Genomic DNA, 16,546 nt, shown 5'->3' on the forward strand with positions numbered 1-16,546 from the left:
TCCCCACGCACCGCTCCCCCGAAAGGCCGGCATGCAGGCCAAGAACACCCACGTAGGCACCACGACCAGCAGCGACGAGGCACTCCTGCAGCGCCTCGGTTACGCGCAGGTGCTGTACCGCGAGTTCGGCGGCTTCTCCAACTTCGCGATCTCCTTCACGATCATCTCGGTCCTCGCGGGCTGCCTGACGTCGTACTACCTCGCGTTCAACTACGGCGGCCCGGTCGCCATCACCTGGGGCTGGCTGCTCGTCGGCGGCTTCTGCGTGCTCGTGGCGATGGCGATGGGCGAGATCGCATCGGCCATGCCGACCGCGGGCGCGCTGTACTTCTGGGCGTCCAAGCTCGGCGGCCCGGCATGGGGCTGGTTCACCGGCTGGTTCAACCTCATCGGCCAGATCGCCGTCACCGCGTCCATCGACTACGGCGCCGCCACGTTCACCACGGCGCTGTTCAACCTGTGGTTCCCGGGACTCGTCGGTACCGACACCGGCGCCATCTTCATCACGTTCACCGTGATCATGGCCGCGCACCTCGCCCTGAACCTGCTCAACGTCAACCTGCTCGCCCGGCTCAACACGCTCTCGGCGTGGTGGCACATGGCCGGTGTCCTCATGATCGTGGTGCTGCTGCTGGTGGTGCCGCGCCACCACCAGTCGGTGGCGTTCGTCTTCGGCGAGACGATCAACAACTCCGGTTTCGACGGCATCGGCTTCTGGTTCGTCTTCGGGCTCGGCCTGCTGATGGCCCAGTACACGATCACCGGCTACGACGCCTCGGCCCACATGAGCGAGGAGACCCGCGCGGCGTCGCGGTCCGCGGCGCTGGGCATGGTCATGTCGGTGGTCGTCTCGGTCGCCTTCGGCTTCGTCCTGCTCGTCGCGCTCACCTTCGCGGTCCCCGACGTCCAGGGCACCCTCGACGCCGGCGCGAACGCGGTGATCTACATCTGGACCACGTCCATGGGTGCCGCCTGGGCGGAGTTCCTGCTGCTCATCGCCGTGGTGGCCCAGTTCTTCTGCGGCACGGCCTCGGTGACGTCGGCGTCGCGGATGATGTTCGCGTTCTCCCGCGACAACGCGGTGCCGGGCTCGCGGAGCTGGCGCAAGGTCAACGCCAACCGGGTTCCGGTCAACGCGGTCATCGCCATCTCGGTGGTGGCCTGGGCGCTGATGCTGCCGACGCTGGCCAACGGCGCCATCGGCTACCTCGTGGGCACCTCGATCGCCGTGATCGGCCTCTACATCGCGTTCGCGCTCCCCATCATCCTGCGGATCCGCGCCGGCTCGTCGTTCGAGCCCGGCGCCTGGAGCCTCGGACGGCACTACCGGTGGATCGCCCCGCTCGCCGTCGCGTGGATCACCGTCGTGTGTGTGCTGTTCCTGCTGCCCGTCTCACCCCGCGGCGTGCCGTGGGCGAGCGACTTCGACTGGGACGTCGTGAACTACGCACCGCTGACGGTGGGAGGTGCGCTGCTGCTGTTCGGCGGCTGGTACCTGCTGTCGGCGCGGAAGTGGTTCACCGGACCGGCGCGCGAGGTGTCGGCGCAGCCGGTCATCCCACACCAGCAGTTCGAGCGGGCCACCTTCGGCGGGGCCGGGAACGACAGCCGAACCGCGATCCTGCAGGCCACCCGGCGCTGACGCGATCGGCGGGCGGCACGCCACCCGGTCGGCCCCGCGTGGCCGTCACCGGTGCCGACGCCGCGCTCGAGGAAGTGGCCGCGCACCCCGCGAGCCGCAGCGCGAGCCCGACCGCGCCGGCGGCCTGGGCGGCGAACTGCAGCGCCCGGGCCTGGTCGGCCGCGCTGAGCCCGAACGGGGTGCGGCTTTAGAGGTTCAACGCCCCGACCGCCCGGCCCTGGACCATCAGCGGGACCGACAGCGACGCGGCGGCACCCTCTCGGCGACCCCGCCGCGCGAAGGCGACCCAGCGCCGGTCGGACGCGATGTCCTCGACGAGGACGGGATGGCCCGCGCGCAGGCAGTGCAGGCAGGGCCCATCGTCGACGTCGTACTGCACGGCGTCCATCCGCCGGGCGAACTCGTCGGTGGTGGCTCCGAGCATGCGGGAGGTGGGCGTGGCCTGCACCGTGACCCCGCACGACTGCGCGTGCTCCACCGTGCCCGCGGCCCAGCGGGCCACCTCGGCGAGGAAGACCTCGACGCCGTCGGTGCCCAGCAGCAGGGACTGCAGCTCCACCGTCACGTTGGCGTTCCGATCGGGCGCGCGCTGACCCGATGTGTCCATGCTCGGCCTCCTGCAGGCGTGACGAACCCTGCTCGCGGACGTCGTCCACGAGCCGAGCGCCACGCTGTCGGACGCCGTGGTCGGGCCCGTCGAGGCGACGACGGGCCGGACCGTTGCCGAAGACTATCCGGAGCCGGCGCGGGCCCCGTCCGGATACCCCGAGTTGCCGCCCACCCCGAACCGCCCTAACGTAGAACGCGGTTGGACCCACAGCCGCGCCAGTGAGTTGCCTGGACGTGCTGTCGCGGTTCGGCCGCCCCCCGTCCCGGTGCCAGCCACCGCCATCGGACGGGGATGACCATGCAGCAGGCCGGTACCCGCACCGATCGCGTCGGGTCACGCGGTGCTGTCGACTCACGCCGTGCTCTCGACTCACGCCGTGCTCTCGACTCACGCCGTGCTCTCGACTCACGCGGTGCCGAAGCCACCGAACGGTCCACCAAGCCCTACGAGCACCTCGAACCGCTGCTGGAGGCCTACGCGCACGCCGCGGCCGACGACCCGCGCCGCCGGCACCTGTGCGACGAGCTCGTGCGCGGGTTCCTGCCGGTGGTGCACCACATCGCCCGCCGCTACGGCGGCCGCGGCGAGCCGCTCGCCGACCTGGAGCAGGCGGGCGCCATCGGGCTGCTCAACGCACTGGAACGGTTCGACCCGGCGCGCGGCATCGACTTCCTGGGGTTCGCGATCCCCACGATCACCGGCGAGATGCGCCGTCACTTCCGCGACCGGGCGTGGGCGATGCGGGTGCCGCGCCGCCTCAAGGACCTGCAGGGTCCGATCCGCCATGCCGTCGCAACGCTCTCGACCACGCTCGGCAGGGCGCCGCGGCCCAGCGAGATCGCCGCGCACCTGGAGGAGCCGGTTGCGGAGATCATCGACGCGCTCGGCGCGCAGCACGCCTACGTCCCCGACTCGCTCGACGCCACCACGGTCGGCACCGACCAGCAGCTCGGCGACAGGCTGGGTCGCGTCGACGGCGCGCTCGAGGCCGCCGAGTACCGCGAGAGCCTCCGCCAGGCGCTCGACGAGCTTCCCGACCGCGAACGCACGATCGTCCTGCTGCGGTTCTTCGGTGACCTCACCCAGACCCAGATCGCCGAGCGCGTCGGGGTCTCGCAGATGCACGTGTCCCGCCTGCTCGCGCAGACCCTCGCCGGCCTGCGAGCACGACTCGACGCCGATTGACCATCCGCCACGGGGATGCCGGACGGCTCAAGCGGGTACCGCCAACTGGAGTGCAGTCGGGTGGCGCCCCGCCACCGTGGGCGGCCCGGTCGACCGAGGGCAGGCGACCGGGCGGCTGAAGGAGGTGCTACGAGACGATGCAGGTCTGCCTGAACGGCACCCGGACCCGCGAGGAATGCGCGCACGTTCCCTGGACGGCTACCGAGCTCGCCGCCGCGGCGGTGTCTGCCGTCGCCGCGGGCGCCGACGAGATCCACCTGCACCCGAAGACGCCCGACGGCGCCGACACCCTCGCCGCCGACCACGTGGCCGGGGCGCTCACCGCGGTCCGCAAGGCGGTGCCAGGAATCGCGATCGGGGTCGCCGTCGGAGCCCTACCCGCGTCCGACGCCGCGCAGAGCGCAGCGGCGGTGCGCTCGTGGACCGTGGTTCCCGACAGCGCCACCGTCACGTGGCAGGAGGACGGCGCGGACCTGATCGCCGCCGCGCTGCAGGAGCGTGGGGTCCGGATCGAGGCCGCCGTGCGGTCCGCAGGCGACGCGCGGCGCTACCTGGCCCGGCCCCGCGCGGTCGACGTCGCGCGGCTCGTCGTGGAGATCACCGATGCCGACCCGCGGACCGCACCCGCGGCGGCGGTGGCGCTGCTGACCACACTCGCCGGGCCCGCGAGCCCGGTCCTGATGCACGGCCGCAGCGCCGCGGCCTGGTCGGTGCTGCACATGGCCGCGATCCGGGGGATGGCGACGCGGATCGGCCTGCAGGACGTGCTGGAGCTGCCGGACGGAACTCCCGCCACGAACAACGCCGAGCTGATCACCCACGCCTGCCGGATGATCACGCACGCGTCCGCGGGCGCGCCGGTCCCGCATCGGGGAGCCGGGTCGGCGCACCGCGGGCAGCGCCGGATCCGCAGCAGCGTGCTGCGCGCCGGGTTCGCCCAGTCCAAGCTCACGGTGGAGAGCCTGTGGCTGCGCTACGTCGGAGTGGGCGGGGCGATGCCGTTCGAGCGCCTCCACGCGGCACTGCACGCCCACGACCTGCCCGAACTCGAACACGACCTGATCGCGCAGGCGCTCAACGAGTACTTCCTCGAACGGGGGACGCCGCACCCGGTGGCCTACGCCGACGAGGTCGACGACCACCGCACGTAGCAGCTGGCGCTAAGGTGGTCGAGTCGGTCGGGCCCGTCGCGGCCGGCAGGTGTGTCCAGAAAGTGATGGCGTCCGACAGTGCGGCGCTCGGCCTGCGGGAACCCGCGGGCTGACGTTGGCGAACTCGGGAGCCGGGCACGTGGTGGCATCGCACGATCATGATCTCCGCAATGTCGCGCTCGAGTTGCAGTCGATCCTGCTGGGGGCCGCGGGGGTCGAGGAGTTCCTCGTCGAGGTGGCGCGTCGCGCCGCAGGCCCGGACACGCGGGGCCGCTCCTGCGGTGTCACCGTCCGATCCGGCCCCGAGTCCCCGCTGCAGGGGGCCGCGAGCGACGAGCTGGCTCGCCGCATGGACGACGTGCAGTACGCCGGCGGGGCCGGACCGTCGCTGCAGTGCCTCCGGGACGGCGCCGCGGTGGTCGTACTCGACCTCGCCGTGGCCGAGCGCGGGTGGCCCGCGTTCGTCCGTGCCGGCCGGCAGGAGGGGATCCGGGCGGTGCTGTCGGTGCCACTACGCGTGCCGGACCGCAGTGTCGGGGCACTCACCCTCTACCACCGTCGGGCCGGCGGGCTCAGCGCCGCGGACCAGTCCGAGGCGTCCCGGTTCGGTGACCAGGCCGCGGGGGCCGTCGCGATGGCGCTGTTGCTGGCCGACCGCGAGGCACGCGAACGCCATCTCGAGACCGCGCTGCGGTCACGGTCGACCATCGACCAGGCCATCGGCGTGCTCATGGGCCGCGACGGGACCAGCGCCGCCGAGGCGTTCGGGATGCTGCGGCGCCGCTCGCAGGACACCAGTGTGAAGCTGCGTGACGTCGCCGCGGCACTGATCGCCGACGTCACGCGCAAGGGCTGACGCGATGACACCGACCGCTCTACCCTGTGCCTGTGCAGGAGGCTGATGTGAACGGGTCCATCCCCCAGGATCCCAGCGCCGCCGGTACCGGGACCGGCACCGGCACCGATGCCGGCGTCGTCGATCCCGATGCCGTCGAGTCCGGTGGCGTCACGGTGGAGCTGCAGTCGATCCTGCTCGGTGCCGAAGGGATCGAGGCTTTCCTGACCGAGGTGGCCCGCTGGGCCGCCGGCACCGTCGACCGCGCCCAGGCCTGCGGCGTCACGGTGCAGGCCACCCCGAGCTCACGGATGCTGGGTGCCACCACCGACGAGTTCGCCCAGCGCATGGATGCCGCCCAGTACGCCGTGGACGACGGCCCGTGCCTGCACGCCATGCGGCATGGCGTCACCGTGCTGGTCGACGACATCGCCTCCGACGAGCAGTGGCCCGCGTTCTCCGCGCGGGGACGCAAGGAGGGCGCCGGGGCGTCCCTGTCGGTGCCACTGGTCGTGCTCGGCACGTCCGTCGGTGCGCTCAACCTGTACAGCCGCAAGCCGTTCGGGCTCACCGTCGAGGACCAGGCGCGGGCGGCGCAGTTCGCGCACCAGGCCGCCGGTGCGGTGGCGCTGGGCCTGCAGTTGGCCGAGCGCGAGAACCGCGAGCAGCACCTCGAGGTGGCGCTGCGCTCGCGCACCATCATCGACCAGGCCATCGGGGTACTGATGGGGCAGGCCGGGATCGGGCCGGACGAGGCGTTCGGCATCCTGCGGATCCGCTCCCAGCACACCAACGTCAAGCTGCGCGACGTCGCCGCCGCGGTGCTCGCCGACGTCACCCGGAAGCGCTGACCCGGCGCACGCGCGATGGGCCCCAGTGCTTGCCGGGCCGCCGCGAACTGGCCATACTGCCGTTGCCCGCGCGAGTTGAGCCCACAGCTGCGCAGCTCTGTCGCGGCGCTCCGGGCGCTGCCCGATCCGGAACGGACATCATGGTCCACACCTCCGCGCACGGCACCGCTCCTGCCGCTCGTTCCCGCGACGCACCTCCCCCGGCCGGGCACTCGGGCAGGGCGCTGACCGTCGACGTGTGCCGTGCCGGTCCCGACGTCACGCTGCTGCGCGTCGTCGGCGACCTCGACGTGATCACCGCACCCGACCTGGGTGAGCCCCTGCGCGCGGCGCTCGATCGCAACCGCCACACCGTGCTCGACCTCGCGGCCGTCACGTTCCTGGGCTCGGCGGGCATCCGGGTGCTGGTCGAGGCCGGGGCACTCGCCAGCACGGCCGGGACGTCCCTGCACATCGCCGTCGCGGGCAACCGCGCCGTCGTGCGCCCCCTGGAGATCACCGGGCCGGCGCCTGCCATCGCGCCGCCGGGCACCAGGTGCCCGTCGAGGGGGTCTCCCAGCTGCAGCGGGCACTCGATGTTGACCGCGGTGCCGCCGCGGCCGCACCCCGTTGACGGCGGCCGACCCGCCCCCGCGCAACCGTGCCACGCTCTTGGGCGCGCTGATGCGCAGATCTCCTGGCTCGATGCTCGCGACGGTGCCGAGCTCGCTGATCCGACCGGTGAACATGTGCCTACCCCTGACCACACCGAGATCCCCGTGCGGGTCCGATCGTCGCGGACCGAGGGGCGGGGTCTGACCGCATGGCCCCGGAATCGCACCGGGTCTCCTCCGCCACTGCGGCGGAACCGGCCGGCGGTACGGCCTCACCGTGGAATCGCACCGCTGGGGGCGAGCACAGTCGAGCGGTCAGTCCGGGTTGAAGTCCTCGGGGGTGGCGGTGTCGAGGAAGCGGCGCAGCTCCTCCACGGCCTCGGTCTCGTCGACGGGGCCCGCGCTTGTGGGCTCGTCACCGGCCAACGCCGGGGGCAGGTCGGAATCCGGCCCGTCGAGCCCGCGGACGTCGGACTCCGCCAGCGCCGCCTCGTCGAGCACCGCGTCGGCAGCGTGGATCGGGGCGCCCAGATGCAGCGCAACGGCCACGGCGTCGCTCACCCTTGCCGAGACGTGCAGATCCTCGCTGACGTGCTGATCGTCGCTGACGTGCCGATCATCGCTGACGTGCCGATCATCGCTGATCACGAGTTCGGCGTGGTAGACGCCCTCGCGCAGCATCGTCACGCAGACTCGTTCGAGGCGCCGCCCGCAGGCCGTGATCACCTGGCCGATCAGCTGGTGGGCCAGTGGCCGGGGTGGCACCGCGTGCGCCCGCTCGAGCTCGATGGCGTTGGCCTCGGCCGGCCCGACCCAGATCGGCAGCAGCCGGCCCTGGGAGGCGACCTCCTGGAGCACCAGCACCGGTGTGGATCCGAGCGGGTCGACGCCGATCGCGGCGACACGCATCTCCTGCATCATCAGGCCTCTTCTCCGAGCGGACGGCGTTTCCCGCCACCCTCGGGTACCTCGCCCACCTTCTCCTCACCCGCTCCGGTCGTCAATGGTGGACCGAACAGAGCTAGACAGTCAGTTAGCTATTTTGCATACTGACTTCATGCTGGATGTGGAGATGCTGCGTGCCCTCGGCAACGACCGTCGGCTGCAGGTGCTCGAGTGGCTGCGCGATCCGGTCGCGCACTTCCCGCCGCAGCGCGACGGCGACCTGGTCCGCGACGGTGTCTGCTCCCAGTTCATCGCCGAGAAGCTCGGCGTCAGCGCCCCGACCTGCGGCGAGCACCTCAAGATCCTCAGCAGGGCCGGGCTGATCCGCGGCACGAAGATCAAGCAGTGGGTGTTCTACCAGCGTGACGAGGACGCCATCGCCGCCGCGCAGCACGCGCTCGGCCGGGACTGGTAGCCCCCCACCTGCAGGTTCCGCAACCCGAACGAAGGAGCTCTTCCATGACCACCCCCCTCGATCGACTGGCCCGGCTCGGCCTGACCCTCCCCGCCCCGCCCGCTCCGGTGGCGGCCTTCCAGCCCTGGGTGCGCATCGGCGACACCGTGCACACGTCCGGCCAGATCGCCACCGTCGACGGGCAGCTCGTCGCGAAGGGCACGCTCGGCGCCGAGGTCGACGTCGCCACCGGACAGGAGGCGGCCCGGGCGTGCGCCCTCAACGTGCTCGCCCAGCTCGCCGCGGCGGCCGGTTCGCTCGACGCGATCGAGCGGCTCGTGAAGCTCACGGTGTTCGTGGCGAGCGCACCCGGATTCACCGACCAGCCCCAGGTTGCCGACGGAGCGTCGCAGCTGTTGATCGACGTGCTCGGCGAGGCGGGCGCGCATGCCCGCTCCGCGGTCGGGGTCGCCGCCCTCCCGCTGGGGACACCGGTCGAGATCGAGGCCATCGCGCTGGTGCGGGCCGGCTGACGGTCCGCACGGGCAAAGCTCAGTGCCGGCCCGCCCCGCCGGGATCCCGCTCCCCCGCGCCCGACCGGCGGGCCGGTGCGCACAGCAGGCCGGTGATCCCGCGACGCCCGGCGATCCGCCCCTGCCGGGACGGGAAGCCGGACATCGCGGCGATCATCCGGACGGCGGGCGCCGGGCACGTGCGGCGGATCATCCTGCCCGCCTGCTCGGCGAGCCGACGGGAACGGGTGGCCTGATCAGGTCCGGGCGCCGGACGTGCGTGCTGGAGACAGCTCCGTCGATGCGATGACCACTGCTGGGATGGCGGCTGCTGCGCGGCGAGAGCCCGCGTTCCAGCAGCGCGATCTCCGCACGCGCCACGGCGATCCGGTCCAGCACGACCTCGGCGTGCTCCAGCAACGTCACCCCGGCCCGCGTCAACGGCCGGCCCGGTGTGGCGCGGTCGAACAGCTTCGTGCCCAGCGCCCGCTCGAGGCTCTGCACATGGTGGGTCACGGTCGAGCGGGCGTAACCGAGCTCCTGCGCTGCCGCGCTCATGCTGCCCTCACGCGCGGCGGCGGCGAACGTCTCCAGCCATCTGACTTCCACTGTTCCCCCAAGTGAGCCCTCCCCCAGGAGGGAGGCCGCCTGCAGCGACATCGGGCACGACGGAAAGCTTGCTCGCTGATACTGGTGGCGAGGCACTCGCTGGTTCAATCCGTGAAGCCGGAACTTCACAAGGACTTAGGGTTCGGCCGCGAGCCGGCCGTGAAACGCGCGTGCTCACCGGCCGCGATCAGATCCGCATCCGTGGAGGCAATTTGAGTATCCTCCAGAATCTGCGGATCTGCGGCCATCGCACTTCGACCCGAAGATCTCGCTGACCGCCGCGCTCGACGGCCGTTGCCTGCTGGTGGCGTCCGACGGCACGACGCGCACGCTGCCGGTCACCGCCTTCGTCGTCGGCGCCGGCGCCACGGTGCTGCGGACCGGCGAGCTCCTGCGAGGGTGGACGGTTACGCGGTCTACACCCACACCGTCCCCTCCGGTGCGTTCCGCGGATACGGACTGGGCCTGGTCAGCTTCGCGGTCGAGTCGGCCAGATCCGCATCCTGCGCAGCGTCCACGCCGCCGATGCGGGCCGGGCGATGAACCCGCTGCAGTGCCGCGTGGCAGGCCCTCGACGACCGCGACCGGGGTCAGCTGCTCCCCCCGGCGGCCGCCACCGCCACCGGCTGCCACTCGCGCCAGGTGGCCAGCCGCGACTCGTAGTCGGCGGTGGCGATCCCCAGCGGCCCGGGCCCGAAGAACACGCGCAGCGGCGGCTTCTCGGCATCGACGATCGTGAGCACCGCCCGGCTGCTCGCCTCGGGGTCGCCGGGGGTGCCGACCCGCGCCTTGCGGGCCTCCTGCGCCTTCGCCCGGAACTCGTCGTAGGCCGGAAGCGGTGTGGAGTGTTTGGACGAGGATCCCGCCCAGTCGGTGTCGAACCCGCCGGGCTCGATCAACGTCACGGAGATCCCGAAGTCGGCCACCTCCTGCGCCAGCGTCTGGCTGATGCCCTCCAGTGCCCACTTGGACGCGTGGTACATCCCCACGTTGGGGAACGCGCTGATGCCTCCGATGGACGAGACCTGCAGGATGTGACCGGAGCCCTGCTCCCGCAGGAACGGCAGCGCGGCCTGGGTCACCCAGAGCGCGCCGAACAGGTTGGTCTCGATCTGGGCGCGGGCCTCGGCCTCGCTGATCTCCTCGACCATGCCGAAGTGGCCGTACCCGGCGTTGTTGACGACGACGTCGAGGCGCCCGAACCGCTCGTGCGCCGCGGCGACCGCTGCGAACGCCGCGTCGCGGTCGGTGACGTCGAGCTGCAGTGCCAGCAGGCTCTCACCGAAGCGTTCCTGCAGGTCGGCCAGTGTTGCGGTGTCGCGCGCGGTGGCGGCGACCGTGTCTCCGCGCTCGAGCGCCGCGATCGTCCACTCGCGCCCGAACCCGCGGGACGCACCGGTGATGAACCAGGTCTTCGCCCGGGGAGTTGCTCCAGTCATGATCGGTACAGCGCGCGGAGCGGTCCCGGTGTTCCCGTATCAGCGCAGGGTGAGCAGTTGCTCGTGGAACCCACCGATCCGCCGTTCGCGGTCGACGATGTGGATCTCCAGGATCCAGTGGCACTGCCGCCCGGACGGGCCGCTGCGCCGCATCGGGTGGTCGCTGCCCGGCGCGATGTAGCTCTCGATCCGCTCCCCGTCGATCAACTCGTGCGGGAACTCCCCCACCAGGTGGCCCGAGTGCGGCCCGCCGAACTCCCAGCCCGCGGCTTCGGCCAACCCGACGACGTGCGCGTAGAGCTGGGCGCCCGTGATGTCGGGGTGGTCGGTGAAGTGCCGCTTGCCGGCCAGGAAGATCGGCTCGAGGTCGGCCTGCAGGCGGCGCTTGACCGGATCGTCGCCGAGCACGTAGGTGCGGCCGAAGTCGGCCTCCCACTCGGCGAAGATCGGCCCGAGGTCCAGGAAGACGATGTCGTCCTCGGTGATCACCCGATCCGGCGGGTTCTCGCGGTAGGGCTCCAGCGTGTTGGGCCCGGACCGCACGATCCGCTTGTGCCAGTGGCGCTGCACGCCCAGCAGTTCGCTCGCGAGGTCACGCACCTGCGTACTCACCGCAGACTCGCTCACGCCCGCCGTGACGAGGCCCCGGCGCGTCACCTCGGCGAAGAGCTGCTCGGCCTGCTCCTCGGCCGCGATCAGGCGGCGCTCCCGCTCCTGCTCGTCGATGTCCGAAGCCGTCATGGGCTCCACCCTGCCACGCGATCAGGCCCCGGTCTCGTCGATCCAGATCTCGTCGATCCAGTCGAAGATCGTCTGGTGGACGGCGGCCATCGCGCCCATGTGGCAGTGCTCCCCGCCGCCGTCGGCGGCGCTGAAGGTCACCAACGTGGTGGGCGCGTTGACCAGTGCCTTCTCGACCTGCTGCGGCTGCCCATTGAAGAACTGGTCGTTCTCGGCGTCCAGGATCAGGGTGGGTGCGGTGATCCGGTCGGCGACCCCGTCGAGCGTGTAGGCCGCGGCCTTGCGCACCAGGTCGGCGTAGCCGTCCGCGCCCAGTGCCCACACGCCGTTGTTCAGCGCCCAGCGGACCTGCGTGCTCACGTGCGTCAGCAGCGTGGCCACCGGCACCGCCACGTCGTCGCGGCCCTCCTGGATCCAGTTCCAGAGGAACGGCGGCATGGACGACGCGAAGGCCGCCGAGAAGTCGTGCACGCCGTCGTCGAGGATCACCGCGGCGAGGCGGTGCTCGAAGGCGGCGGCCCTGGCCACGAGGTAGCCGCCGAGGCTGTAGCCGAACAGCGCGATCCGGTCGGCCGCGATCTCCGGGCGGGTCAGCGCGTAGTCGACGACCGGCGTGATCACCGCCTCCCAGTCCGGGCGGAAGACGAGCCCCTGCTCGCGCAGCGCGGCACCCTGGCCGGGGCCGTCGAACGCGAGCACGTTGTAGCCGCGGCGCACCGCGGCGGCGGCGATCGCGAACCAGGCCTCCTCCAGTGTGGAGTCGTAGCCGCTGGTGAAGACGACGGTCGGGCGCGGGGCACCGGAGCCGTCCACGAGGAACAGGTAGCCCGGCAGCGTCGTGCCCTCGTACGGGATCGCCACGGCCTCGACGGGCGTGTCGAACAGCGCCGCTGCCGCGGCGAACGTCGTGCGGGAGCGGGTGGACAGGTCGGTGACCACCGGGTCGTTCGCCGGGTCGACGCGCCGGAAGAACTCGGCGGTCCGATAGTAGTTGGATGCCCGCAGCAACGCCTCCCGGGCGCTGACGCGGTGGCCGGCGGCGAGCGCGGCGTCCCCGATGGCGTGCACGCGCTCGGCGGTCGCGGTCCACGCGCGCAGCCACCCGTCCTCGTCGCCGTCGGTGATCGCGGCAGCCGTGACCAGCACCTCCCCGAGGTCGGCGCCCCCGTAGGCGGCGAACCCGGCGGCCCGCAGCGTCTCGAAGGAGAACGACGCGTCGTCGAACAGGAACTTCATGGCTCCTCCAGCGGATAAAGACGGAACTGGCTCGTCTCGTCTGTAACCGACCGTAGCGCCCCACTTGTCGAGACGCAACCGTTCCGACTAGTGCTAGCCTCCCCGCCATGGACGGACCGCCCACCACCACCCCGCGCCGCACATCCGGTGGCCCGGTGCTGCAGGACGAGGTCACCGAGGCGATCACCGCGGCGTTCTTCGCCGAGCTCGCCGACGTCGGCTATGGCCGCCTCTCCCTCGACGCCGTCGCCCGGCGCGCCGGCGCCGGCAAGGCCGCGATCTACCGGCGCTGGACGGGCAAGCAGCCGATGACCGTCGCGCTGCTGTCCGAGGTGGCGATCGCCGCCATCGACGTCCCCGACACCGGGACGCTGCACGGCGACGTCCGGCAGTACCTCGCCACTGCCCGCGAAGCGCTGGAGCACCCGCTCGTCAGCCGGATCGTGCCCGATCTGCTGGCCGAGGCCACCCGCAACCCCGAGCTCGCCGAAGCGCTGCTCGGCGCCGTGCGGACACCGCGGCGCAACAAGGCCGCCCTGCTGCTGCAGCGGGCGATCGACCGCGGCGAGCTACCGGCCGGCACCGACCTCGAGACCGGCCTCGACCTGATCGGCGGCCCCCTGTACTGGCGGCTCATCGTGATCAGGTCGCCGATCGACGATGCCTACCTCGACCGGCTCGCCGCCCGGATCGTGGGCGGGCTGCTGGTCTGACAGCGATCAGGTGGGCTCGGGCTGCGGGTTCGGGTCGGGGGGCCTCATGGAACCAGGTGGCTGCCCGCGACCTCATGGGCGCGTCTCATGGATCCGCATCACACGAGCTCGCCCGGCGGGCCGGCGCCGTCACCGGCCTCGTCACCACCGGCCTCGTCACCGGGCCCGATGGACAGCTGCGCCCACGCCACGTCGCGCCAGGCGCCGTGCTTCCACCCGATCCGCCGGTAGGTGCCGACGGGTTCGAAGCCCAGCGCCCGGTGCAGCCCGACGCTCGCGTCGTTGGGCAGGGTCATCCCGGCTACGACCGTGCGGAACCCCCGTTCCACCAGCCGGGCGAACAGCGCGGCGTAGAGCGCGCGGCCCGCGCCGGACCGGCGGCGGCCCAGCTCCAGGTAGACGCTCACCTCGCAGGCCCAGCGATACGCGGGACGCGACTTGAAGGGACCGGCGTAGGCGTACCCGGCAACCCGGCCGCCGTCGACGAGCACGACCCAGGCGTGGGTCCGCACCGCCGCGGCCAACCGCTCCCCCATCTCGGCAGCGTCGGGTGGCTCCGTCTCGAACGTGATCGCGGTGTCGAGCACGTACGGCGCGTAGATCGCCGCACACGCCGCTGCGTCCCCCGGCTCGGCGCCGCGGATCTCCGGGGTAACAGGTCGGGGCCGGGACATGGCCCGACCCTAGATCCACCGTTCGGGGCTCCCCGCGGTGGTGGCAGGAACGGGAAGCGCGGCACACTTCGGGCATGACGATGCAGCCGACCGATCTCGACACGAGCCTCGAGCGGTGGGTCGCCCGCGGCCTGATCAGCGGTGAGCAGGCCGATCGGATCCGGGCCGACGAACGGCACCAGGACCCCGACCGCCGGGCCGGCACCGGCAGTGGCGCTACCCCGCTCGTGACCGAGGCACTGGGCTACGTCGGCGGCGTGCTCGTGCTCGTCGCCGCCGTGACGCTGACCGGCCGGTTCTGGACGGATCTGGGTATCGGCGGGCGCGTACTCGTCGCGTTCGTCGCCGCGGGGATCCTGTTCGGGGCGGGCCTCGCGGTGCCGTCGCGGCTGGGTGGCGCGGGCGGGCGGCTGCGCTCGGTCTCGTGGCTGCTGTCGGTGGCGCTGCTCGGCGGCGCGGTCGCACTGGTCGGCAACGACGTGATCGACGTGCCTGGCGACGCGGTCGCGCTGCTCGCATCGGGCGTCGCGGCGGTCTACGCGGGTGTGCTGTGGCGCGCGCACCGCTGGCTGCTGCAGCAGGTGGCACTCGTCGCGACGCTGGCCGTGGCCGCGGGCAGTGCCGCCGCACTGCTGCCCCGCGACGACGAGCAGATCGTCGGCCTCGCCGTCTGGGGCGTCGGGACGGTATGGCTGCTGCTGGGTTGGGGCCGGGTCGTCGCGGCGCGCCACGTGGCCTACGTCTGCGGCGGCATCGTCGTGATCGCCGGCTCGATGCTGACGGTGCAGCACGACTGGGGCTGCGCGCTGGCGATCGTCTCCGCGGTGGCGCTGGTGGCGGCCGGGGTCGCGCTGCGCGACCTCGTGCTGCTCGGGGTCGGGGCCGTCGCCACCCTGATCGCGGTGCCGGTGGTGCTCTACCGGTTCTTCCCCGACACGCTGGTCGCCCCGTTCGCACTGCTCGCGGTAGGAGCGCTGCTGGTGGTGGGCGCGCTCTACACGGCGCGACGCCGCAACCGGTCGCCGTCCGCAGCGGGCCGCGACCGCGCACCGGTGCCCCCGCGGGTCGCGGCGGGCGCCGCCGCAGCGGTCGCGATCGTGACGGCCGTCGTCGTGCTGGCGATGGGAATCTGATCCAGGGCCGGCATCAACCGGGCTGCGCAGGCGCCGCCGATGAGGCAACCTCCAGCAGGTGATCACCCGACCGGCCGCCGCCCTGACCGCCGCGGGCCTGCGCCGCGTGCTGGCCGTCCTGTGCGGCACGGAGATCATCAGCTGGGGTGTCCTCTACTACGCGCTCCCGGTGCTCGCGCCGGGCATCGCGGCCGACACCGGCTGGGCCGTCAGCACCGTCATCGCCGCCTTCTCGACGGGGCTCGTGGTGGCCGCCGTGGCCGGGATCCCGGTCGGGCGGCTCCTCGACCGGTGGGGGCCACGACCGGTGATGACCGCCGGCTCGGTGCTGGCCGGCGTCGGCGTGGTCGGGATCGCGACCGCGCGCTCGCCCATCGCCTTCTTCGCCGCGTGGAGCGTGGCCGGGGTCGCGATGGCGGGGGTGCTCTACCAGCCGGCGTTCGCGGCGCTGACCCGCTGGTGGGGCCCGCGCAGCGTCACGGCGCTGACGGGCGTCACGCTGCTCGCGGGCCTGGCCAGCACGGTGTTCGCGCCGCTGACCGCCACGCTCGCCGAGCACCTGTCGTGGCGCCAGACGTACCTGGTGCTGGCGGTCGTGCTCGTCGTCGGCACGGTTCCCGCGCACGCGTTCGGGCTGCGCGGTGCCTGGCCCGATGCCGGACCGGGCGCCGCCGAGCAGGATCCGGGCGCCGTCAGCCGGAGCCGGGCGTTCGTGCTGCTCGTGGCCGCCGTCGGGCTCGGGTCGTTCGCGGCGTTCGCGGTGCTGGTCAACCAGGTACCGCTGTTCCTGGAGCGCGGGATGTCGACCGGCGCCGCGGCCTGGGCGCTGGGTCTCGGCGGCGTCGGCCAGGTGCTGGGCCGGTTCGGATACCGGTGGCTGTCGGCTGCGACGGGCGCGGGCACCCGCACGGTGCTGGTGCTCGGCGCGGGCGCAGCGTGCACGGGCGCGCTGGCTGCCGTGCCGGGGCCCGTGCCGCTCCTGATCACCATCACGATGCTCACCGGCGCAGCCCGCGGGATCTTCACCCTGCTACAGGCCACCGCGATCAGCGACCGCTGGGGATCGGCCCACTACGGCCGCCTCGGCGGCATCCTCGGGGCGCCCGCGATGCTCGCCACCGCGCTCGCGCCCTGGGCCGGGTCCGCGCTCGCGGACGTGCTGGGCGGCTATCCGCCCGTCTTCGCCCTCCTCGCGGTCGTCGCGGTGGTCGCGGCGGCGCTGGCGGCGGGGAGCGTGCCTCGCACCCCCACCCCGTGACGGTGTGCGACGTCAGGGCTCGCGG

Annotated in this window: 18 protein-coding genes and 1 pseudogene; 11 read left to right on the plus strand and 8 right to left on the minus strand. The window is 72.7% G+C overall.

Translation table 11 applies throughout. The annotated features are described in order from the left end of the window. The first annotated feature begins 31 nt into the window (after positions 1-31). On the plus strand, positions 32-1,642 hold the full coding sequence (locus tag ACFPFQ_RS31350) for an amino acid permease (RefSeq protein ID WP_379625285.1): 1,611 nt from the start codon (positions 32-34) through the stop codon (positions 1,640-1,642). 187 nt (positions 1,643-1,829) lie between these two features. Here the strand turns inward: ACFPFQ_RS31350 and ACFPFQ_RS31355 are convergent, their stop codons facing one another. Continuing rightward, the gene (locus tag ACFPFQ_RS31355; protein ID WP_379625287.1) at positions 1,830-2,249 is read right to left on the minus strand and encodes a GAF domain-containing protein; all 420 of its coding nucleotides are present in this window, start codon (positions 2,247-2,249) and stop codon (positions 1,830-1,832) included. Between the two features lie 294 nt (positions 2,250-2,543). On the opposite strand from ACFPFQ_RS31355, the gene ACFPFQ_RS31360 reads away from it, so the two are divergent. From ACFPFQ_RS31360 to ACFPFQ_RS31380, 5 genes and pseudogenes are all read left to right on the plus strand, one after another. Continuing rightward, positions 2,544-3,437, plus strand: a complete 894-nt coding sequence (locus ACFPFQ_RS31360) for a SigB/SigF/SigG family RNA polymerase sigma factor (protein ID WP_379625289.1) — start codon at positions 2,544-2,546, stop codon at positions 3,435-3,437. A gap of 137 nt (positions 3,438-3,574) precedes the next feature. Further along, positions 3,575-4,588, plus strand: coding sequence for a 3-keto-5-aminohexanoate cleavage protein (locus ACFPFQ_RS31365; protein ID WP_379625291.1), 1,014 nt, complete (start codon positions 3,575-3,577; stop codon positions 4,586-4,588). A gap of 139 nt (positions 4,589-4,727) precedes the next feature. Then, on the plus strand, positions 4,728-5,444 hold the full coding sequence (locus tag ACFPFQ_RS31370; RefSeq protein ID WP_379625293.1) for an ANTAR domain-containing protein: 717 nt from the start codon (positions 4,728-4,730) through the stop codon (positions 5,442-5,444). Between the two features lie 32 nt (positions 5,445-5,476). Continuing rightward, positions 5,477-6,274 (plus strand): GAF and ANTAR domain-containing protein, encoded by a 798-nt coding sequence (locus ACFPFQ_RS31375; protein ID WP_379625295.1) that lies wholly within the window; start codon positions 5,477-5,479, stop codon positions 6,272-6,274. Positions 6,275-6,414: 140 nt separating this feature from the next. Beyond that, a pseudogene (locus ACFPFQ_RS31380) lies at positions 6,415-6,765 on the plus strand (STAS domain-containing protein); the annotation flags it as partial. Between the two features lie 417 nt (positions 6,766-7,182). Here the strand turns inward: ACFPFQ_RS31380 and ACFPFQ_RS31385 are convergent. Further along, complete coding sequence (locus tag ACFPFQ_RS31385; RefSeq protein WP_379625297.1) at positions 7,183-7,788, minus strand: bifunctional nuclease family protein; 606 nt, start codon at positions 7,786-7,788, stop codon at positions 7,183-7,185. 136 nt (positions 7,789-7,924) lie between these two features. Here ACFPFQ_RS31385 and ACFPFQ_RS31390 point away from each other — a divergent pair, with 136 nt between their 5' ends. Together ACFPFQ_RS31390 and ACFPFQ_RS31395 are read left to right on the plus strand one after the other, a co-directional pair. Then, entirely contained in the window at positions 7,925-8,227 is a 303-nt protein-coding gene (locus ACFPFQ_RS31390; protein ID WP_379625298.1) for an ArsR/SmtB family transcription factor, read from the plus strand. Positions 8,228-8,271: 44 nt separating this feature from the next. Continuing rightward, a complete protein-coding gene (locus tag ACFPFQ_RS31395; protein WP_379625300.1) occupies positions 8,272-8,739 on the plus strand; it encodes a RidA family protein in 468 nt (155 codons plus the stop codon). Positions 8,740-8,758: 19 nt separating this feature from the next. On the opposite strand, the gene ACFPFQ_RS31400 is transcribed toward ACFPFQ_RS31395, so the two are convergent. The 5 genes from ACFPFQ_RS31400 to ACFPFQ_RS31420 all read right to left on the minus strand — a co-directional run bounded on the left by ACFPFQ_RS31400 (position 8,759) and on the right by ACFPFQ_RS31420 (position 12,743). Then, positions 8,759-8,932 carry a hypothetical protein gene (locus tag ACFPFQ_RS31400; protein WP_379625302.1) on the minus strand — a complete coding sequence of 58 codons (174 nt, stop codon included), beginning with the start codon at positions 8,930-8,932 and terminating at the stop codon, positions 8,759-8,761. Continuing rightward, positions 8,929-9,327, minus strand: a complete 399-nt coding sequence (locus ACFPFQ_RS31405; protein ID WP_379625304.1) for a LysR family transcriptional regulator — start codon at positions 9,325-9,327, stop codon at positions 8,929-8,931. Before ACFPFQ_RS31405 ends, ACFPFQ_RS31400 begins: the two co-directional genes overlap by 4 nt. Positions 9,328-9,917: 590 nt before the next feature. Continuing rightward, positions 9,918-10,766: an SDR family oxidoreductase gene (locus tag ACFPFQ_RS31410; RefSeq protein WP_379625306.1), complete on the minus strand. Its 849-nt coding sequence runs from the start codon at positions 10,764-10,766 to the stop codon at positions 9,918-9,920. Positions 10,767-10,805: 39 nt separating this feature from the next. Continuing rightward, positions 10,806-11,507 (minus strand): M24 family metallopeptidase, encoded by a 702-nt coding sequence (locus ACFPFQ_RS31415; RefSeq protein WP_379625308.1) that lies wholly within the window; start codon positions 11,505-11,507, stop codon positions 10,806-10,808. Between the two features lie 21 nt (positions 11,508-11,528). Next, positions 11,529-12,743, minus strand: coding sequence for an alpha/beta hydrolase family protein (locus ACFPFQ_RS31420; RefSeq protein ID WP_379625310.1), 1,215 nt, complete (start codon positions 12,741-12,743; stop codon positions 11,529-11,531). A 107-nt stretch (positions 12,744-12,850) separates the two neighbouring features. Here ACFPFQ_RS31420 and ACFPFQ_RS31425 point away from each other — a divergent pair, with 107 nt between their 5' ends. Further along, on the plus strand, positions 12,851-13,456 hold the full coding sequence (locus ACFPFQ_RS31425; protein ID WP_379625312.1) for a TetR-like C-terminal domain-containing protein: 606 nt from the start codon (positions 12,851-12,853) through the stop codon (positions 13,454-13,456). 98 nt (positions 13,457-13,554) lie between these two features. Here ACFPFQ_RS31425 and ACFPFQ_RS31430 read toward each other — a convergent pair whose 3' ends face one another. Continuing rightward, on the minus strand, positions 13,555-14,130 hold the full coding sequence (locus ACFPFQ_RS31430) for a GNAT family N-acetyltransferase (protein ID WP_379625314.1): 576 nt from the start codon (positions 14,128-14,130) through the stop codon (positions 13,555-13,557). 74 nt (positions 14,131-14,204) lie between these two features. Here ACFPFQ_RS31430 and ACFPFQ_RS31435 point away from each other — a divergent pair, with 74 nt between their 5' ends. Beyond that, entirely contained in the window at positions 14,205-15,263 is a 1,059-nt protein-coding gene (locus ACFPFQ_RS31435; RefSeq protein ID WP_379625316.1) for a DUF2157 domain-containing protein, read from the plus strand. A 58-nt stretch (positions 15,264-15,321) separates the two neighbouring features. Further along, on the plus strand, positions 15,322-16,521 hold the full coding sequence (locus tag ACFPFQ_RS31440) for an MFS transporter (RefSeq protein WP_379625318.1): 1,200 nt from the start codon (positions 15,322-15,324) through the stop codon (positions 16,519-16,521). Positions 16,522-16,546 lie beyond the last annotated feature (25 nt).

The sequence above is a fragment of the Pseudonocardia sp. GCM10023141 genome (assembly GCF_042653605.1).